Annotated in this window: 2 protein-coding genes and 1 pseudogene; all 3 read left to right on the forward strand. The window is 48.7% G+C overall.

Annotated features, from left to right (window positions below; genetic code table 11):
- A pseudogene (locus QUA13_RS31810) lies at window positions 1-278 on the forward strand (hypothetical protein); the annotation flags it as partial.
- Between the two features lie 7 nt (window positions 279-285).
- Window positions 286-720: a hypothetical protein gene (locus tag QUA13_RS31815; protein ID WP_333204992.1), complete on the forward strand. Its 435-nt coding sequence runs from the start codon at window positions 286-288 to the stop codon at window positions 718-720.
- Between the two features lie 457 nt (window positions 721-1,177).
- The gene (locus QUA13_RS31820; protein ID WP_333204994.1) at window positions 1,178-3,652 is read left to right on the forward strand and encodes a phosphoketolase family protein; all 2,475 of its coding nucleotides are present in this window, start codon (window positions 1,178-1,180) and stop codon (window positions 3,650-3,652) included.
- Window positions 3,653-3,927 lie beyond the last annotated feature (275 nt).

Below are 3,927 nucleotides of genomic sequence, written 5' to 3' on the forward strand. Positions count from 1 at the left end.
CCGCTTTTACCAACAAGGTATGCGGGCTGCAACCCTTATACAGTCTATCTCGTAGACCTCTTTGTCACCCCCCCAGCGAAGATATACAACATCAACTAGAAGAGATTGTATCTAGATACAAATCATTAGGTGTTGACGATCTCTCAGCCTATGTTTTGATGAATGGAAAATGCAATAGTATTGTGTGTCCTGATACTGGGTTGATTGATGCGCGAGTAATTGATTCTGTTTCTGATGAACTAGCTATTGAATTCGATCAACTTCTCAACTTAGTTTGAATCGTATATGAAAAGTCTTCCAGAGTGTGAGGAACATAGAGCCGACACCAAGATTGTCTTGAAGGAAAAGAAAAGTAAAATAACGTTCCTCAACCCGAATCAAGACAAAATAGTAAAAATTAAGGTTGATGGCTGCGTTATTAGTGACAATGAGACTTTGCGTTGCGACTACGCACTCATTCCTTCTGATGCAGTAGAAATATATGTAGAGTTGAAAGGAAGCGATATTGAACAGGCGGCTAAACAAATAGAATCAACTATTAAATTACTTTCGGAAAATCCCCAAAAGATTAAGAAGCTATGTTTTGTCGTGTCTACACGAGTGCCACAACAGGCAACAAAAATACAACAGCTACAAAGTCACTTTAAGAAAAAATTTAATGCGAGTTTCCGAATCAAGAATATTCAAGATGAGTATGATTTAAGTACGTCTACAAGCTAAACTAACGAGAACTTTGATATGACCAACATACAAAACTTTAGCAGAAAAGGAGTCAGCGGACGATCGCCCTGCCTCAACTAAATTTGAGTTCGTATTTATTATTAATTCTGACATCTACCTTAAGAAATATCTTTTCGGGACTTCCACAACACATCCCACCACTCCCAACATATACTACGGATCAGTGGGCGGTGCACACCCTACAAAAAATTTTGTGTAAATCCTATTATGTATTGCTGAATTCCTCGATCCCCGCAAGTAGCCGCCTTTATTGCATCAAAGTCGTGCCATATTTAGCCATAAATTAACATTGATTTAAACTTTAATTTAGGCATAAACGAGCTAGAATTCAATAGTTTCCGTGGAAGACATCGAGTTTAAATACAAAATGTCACAGATAAAAAATTAATATCGATCGCACTTTACAAAACAAGCACAACTTAGGAGTCAATCGCTGATGATGCTAGGAACAACCGAGATCCCGCAATTAAAGCCGCTTTCCGACTCAGAACTACACAAAATGAACGCCTACTGGCGGGCGGCAAACTACCTATCCGTCGGACAAATCTATCTCCTCGACAACCCCCTACTCAAAGAACCCCTCAAAATCGAACACGTCAAACCGAGACTCCTCGGACATTGGGGCACCACTCCAGGCCTCAACTTCATCTACGTTCACCTCAACCGCATCATCAAAGCCCAAGACCTCAACACCATCTACATCGCAGGCCCGGGACACGGCGGGCCGGGCTTGGTCGCCAACACCTATCTCGAAGGCACTTATACCGAATATTACTCGAACATTTCCCAAGATGAAGAGGGTATCAAACGGCTGTTCAAACAGTTCTCCTTTCCCGGCGGTATCCCCAGCCACGTCGCCCCGGAAACCCCCGGTTCGATTCACGAAGGCGGCGAACTCGGCTACGCCCTCGTCCACGCTTACGGGGCGGCCTTCGACAATCCCGATTTGATTGTGGCGGCCGTTGTCGGCGACGGGGAAGCGGAAACCGGCCCGCTGGCTGCTAGCTGGCACTCTAACAAGTTTCTCAACCCGGTTCGGGACGGGGCCGTGTTGCCGATTCTGCACTTGAACGGCTACAAAATTGCCAATCCCACGCTGTTGGCCCGCATTCCGCGCGAGGAATTGGAAAGTTTGATGGTCGGTTACGGCTACAAACCTTATTGGGTGGAAGGTTCAGACCCGGAAACCATGCACCAGTTGATGGCTGCAACTCTCGATACCGCGATCGGCGAAATTAAGGCGATTCAGGAAAAAGCCCGGACAGAGGGCTATTCGGGCCGTCCCCAGTGGCCGATGATTGTGATGAAAACTCCCAAAGGCTGGACGGGGCCGAAGGATGTTGACGGTAAGAAAACTGAGGATTATTGGCGATCGCACCAAGTCCCACTTTCGGAAATGGCTTCTAAGCCGGGACACGTCCAACTCCTGGAAGATTGGATGAAAAGCTATAAGCCGGAAGAACTCTTCGACGAAAAGGGCAAGTTAATTCCCGAATTGGCAGAATTAGCGCCCAAGGGCGATCGGCGGATGGGGGCAAATCCCCACGCTAACGGCGGCCTGCTGCTGCGAGACTTGAAAATGCCGGAATTTGAAGACTTTGCCGTTGACGTGCAAAAACCAGGCACTGTAATGGCTGAAGCCACCCGCGTCACTGGTCGTTTCCTGCGGGATGTGATGAAACTCAATCAGGAAAACGCCAATTTCCGCATTGTCGGGCCTGACGAGACGGCCTCAAACCGCCTCGATCCGGTGTTTGAAGTGACGAACCGGGTGTGGGCGGCGGAAATTTTGCCCGAAGACGACCACATCTCCCCCGACGGCCGGGTGATGGAAGTCCTCAGCGAACATATGTGTCAGGGATGGCTGGAAGGCTATTTGCTGACGGGACGCCACGGCTTTTTCTCTTGTTACGAGGCGTTTATTCACATCATCGATTCGATGTTCAACCAACACGCCAAGTGGTTGAAAACTACTAACGACATTCCTTGGCGCCGACCGATCGCCTCTCTCAACTACCTGCTAACTTCTCACGTTTGGCGGCAAGACCACAACGGTTTTTCTCACCAAGATCCGGGTTTTATCGACCACGTAATTAACAAGAAAGCGGAAGTGGTGCGGATTTATTTGCCGCCGGATGCGAATACTTTGCTGTCAGTAACCGATCACTGTCTCCGCAGCCGCCACTATGTCAACGTGATTATTGCAGGGAAGCAGCCGGCATTGCAGTATTTGGATATGGATGCTGCGATTAAACACTGTACCGCCGGCATAGGTATTTGGGAGTGGGCCAGCAACGATAAAGGCGGCGAACCGGATGTGGTGATGGCTTGCGCGGGTGATGTTCCGACGCTGGAAACTTTGGCTGCGGTTGACATTCTCCGCCGAGATTATCCCGATTTAAAAGTGCGGGTGGTGAATGTGGTGGATTTGATGACACTTCAGCCCTCTAGCGAACATCCTCACGGTTTGTCTGACAAGGAGTTTGATAGTTTGTTCACGAAAGATAAGCCGGTGATTTTTGCTTTTCACGGCTATCCTTGGCTGATTCACCGATTGGCTTACCGCCGGACAAATCACCCGAATATTCACGTTCGGGGTTACAAGGAAGAGGGAACGACTACGACGCCGTTTGATATGGTGGTGATGAATGACCTCGATCGATTCCATTTAGTTGGAGATGTACTCGATCACGTTCCGAAACTGAGTTCTGTAGCAGCTTACGGCAAACAAGCCATCCGTGACAAGCTGATCGAGCACACGCAGTATATCACCGAGCACGGCGATGATATGCCGGAAATCCGCGACTGGAAGTGGCCGCACGCGGGCGCGGTTTCGTCGGAACCGCCGCAGGAAACGAAAGATCCGGGGGCGACTGCAGAACAAACCGTGCGATCGGGTGCACCGGGCTAGCGATATTCTGGGTAGGGACACGGCATTGCCGTGTCCGGCACAGGATGGTGGATTAGGGCACGGCAGTGCCGTGTCGCTACGGGATTCCATTTGTATTAGAATAAATCTGCCGTAATGGTCATCTTAGTGGGGCGACGCAGTGAAGTGAGGGGGATGCGCGATCGGACGCTTGCGTTAAACTGGCATAACGTTGATAGAGAACTGGAGTTTAGACTAAGCACAAATTTACTCAGAAGGAGCTGAGTAGAAATTATGGTGAATTTAGAGAGAGATTC

It is taken from the genome of Microcoleus sp. S28C3 (genome assembly GCF_036700785.1).
GTDB lineage: Bacteria > Cyanobacteriota > Cyanobacteriia > Cyanobacteriales > Microcoleaceae > Microcoleus > Microcoleus asticus.